General features: G+C 66.2%; 2 protein-coding genes. Both read right to left on the minus strand.

The genetic code is table 11. The features are described 5' to 3' along the window. Positions 1-158 precede the first annotated feature (158 nt). Positions 159-983, minus strand: coding sequence for a glutamate racemase (locus OTB20_RS42060; RefSeq protein ID WP_267825163.1), 825 nt, complete (start codon positions 981-983; stop codon positions 159-161). A 44-nt stretch (positions 984-1,027) separates the two neighbouring features. Continuing rightward, positions 1,028-1,870, minus strand: a complete 843-nt coding sequence (locus OTB20_RS42065) for an IS5 family transposase (protein WP_267825165.1) — start codon at positions 1,868-1,870, stop codon at positions 1,028-1,030. Between the last annotated feature and the right edge of the window lie 103 nt (positions 1,871-1,973).

The raw sequence follows: 1,973 nt of genomic DNA on the forward strand, positions 1-1,973 counted from the left end.
AGAGGTCGCGCAGATAGGCGCGGTGGGGAGCCTTGGGCGAAACAGGCACAGGCCCTGGGCGATCACGTAGTTGTCACGTTCTGTGATTTCTCGGGGTCTGCCGCGAACGGAGTGGCTGTACGCCTGGCCGACGAGATGAAGGGGGTTCCGGGGCTTGCTCAGATCGCTGGAGCAGCCATCGAGGCGCGAGTTGCGGCAGTGATGAGAATTTCGCGGGGCACCCGCGCTGCGGCGGCAAGGGCGCGACCCACCGGGTAGGCGTGGGCGCCTGCTGGGAGATTTCCGCGGCGCCCGCTGAGTACTACGTCGATGGAGCCCGTGCTGTTGTGCGATTCCGTGGTTCTGTCCAATCGCCGCAGTGTTTGGCGGGCGACTGCCTCCGCGCTGTCGTACAGGGTGGTTCCGGTGGGCAGGCTCTGCAGAATCTCTGGCGCCACCAGAGGGTAGTGCGTGCATCCCAGCACCACGGAGTCGCAATTCTGGGGGGTCCGCTTTGCCGCGTCGGCGATCGCTTCCCCTGCTGCGGCCATGTCTCCGTGGTCGATCGCCTCGGCCAGACCAGGGCATGCGACACGCGCGACAGGCCGACCGTTCGCGAAGTCCGCGATCAGGCGATCCTGGTAGTCACTCGCCGTGGTCCGGACGGTTGCCCACACGGCGATGCCTTGGGCGGCCGCTGCGGCCGACTTCACGGCGGGCACGGTTCCGATCACAGGCACACGGGGTTCAAAACTCTCGCGCAGAGCGTCGATCGCGGTGACGGTAGCGGTGTTGCAGGGGACCACGATGGCCTCCGCGCCCCGCTGGACGGCCAATTGGGCGGCACTGAACAGACGGTCCGTGACGAAGGAGGCCGTTCTCGATCCCCAGGGGGCGCCGTCGGGGTCCAGAAACAGAAGCAGATCGAGTTCCGGGGCGAGGTGCCGAAGCCATCCTGTGGTGGAAAGGAGGCCAAACCCTGAGTCGATCAATGCCACCGTCATGGGAGTCAAGTTACCAGCCAACCACTGGCGCAGATGGCGGTCCGTCACGGGCGGCGGCGGGGGCGGCCCTCCCAGCGGTGAGTGGTCCACGCTCGGCGGATCAGGCTACGTACGGTGATGATGGTGTCGGCGAGGTCGAAGAAGGCGTCGATGACGGTGGCCCGGCGCTCGTAGCAGCGGGCGAGGCGGTGGAAGGCGTTCTGCCAGGCGTGGGTGCGTTCGACGTGCCACCTCTGGCTTGCCTGGATCGGTGCCTTCTCGCCCTTGTGCGCGATGCGGCCGTGCAGGCCGCGTTCGTGGAGCAGGGTGCGGGTCTTGTCCGAGTCATAGCCGGCGTCCAGATGCACGGTGACGTCTTCGGGCAGCGGTCCCAGGTCCTCCAGGCGGTCCAAGGTCGGGGCGAGCAGCGGGGAGTCGTGACGATTCGCTCCAGCCAGCACACGGCCAAGTGGGATTCCATAACCATCCGTCATACCTGAGCGTTTCAATCCCTGTTTGCCGCGATCTACCGGTGAGCGTCCTGCGACCTCACCACCGCCGGGGGCTTTGGTGATGGAACCGTCGACGGCGATCTGATCGAGGACGAGGCCGACGATCCGGTCGTAGGACTCCAACGTGATCTGCTTGAGTTCGGCGAAGACGCCGAGCCGGATCCACTCGTCCCGGCGGTTGCGGATCGTGGTGGCCGAGCAGGTCGTGTCGGCGATCGCCTGGTAGGAGCAGCCGAACCGCAGGAGCTGCAGCATCTTGTCGAAGACGACCCGGTCGCTGATGCGTGGGCGGTGGCAGCCCAACGGATGCGTCGGCGCGTAGGCCGGTCGCTCAGGCAGGAGGGCGTTGAATTGGTTCCAGAGTGGTTCGGTCAGCCATGATGGCAGTACAGGCACAGGTCTCCCCGGTGATCACAGAGCGTCGCAACTCCATGATCGCCAAGACTTGTGCCTGCTCTGCTACCGAGATGGCGCCACCGCGCCTATCTGCGCGGCCTCT

Source organism: Streptomyces sp. H27-H1 (assembly GCF_026627445.1).
Classification (GTDB): domain Bacteria; phylum Actinomycetota; class Actinomycetes; order Streptomycetales; family Streptomycetaceae; genus Streptomyces.

Coding starts and splice junctions, on each gene's coding strand:
- OTB20_RS42060 (WP_267825163.1), bottom strand. CDS start 983: ATGACGGTGGCATTGATCGACTCAGGGTTTGGCCTCCTTTCCACCACA.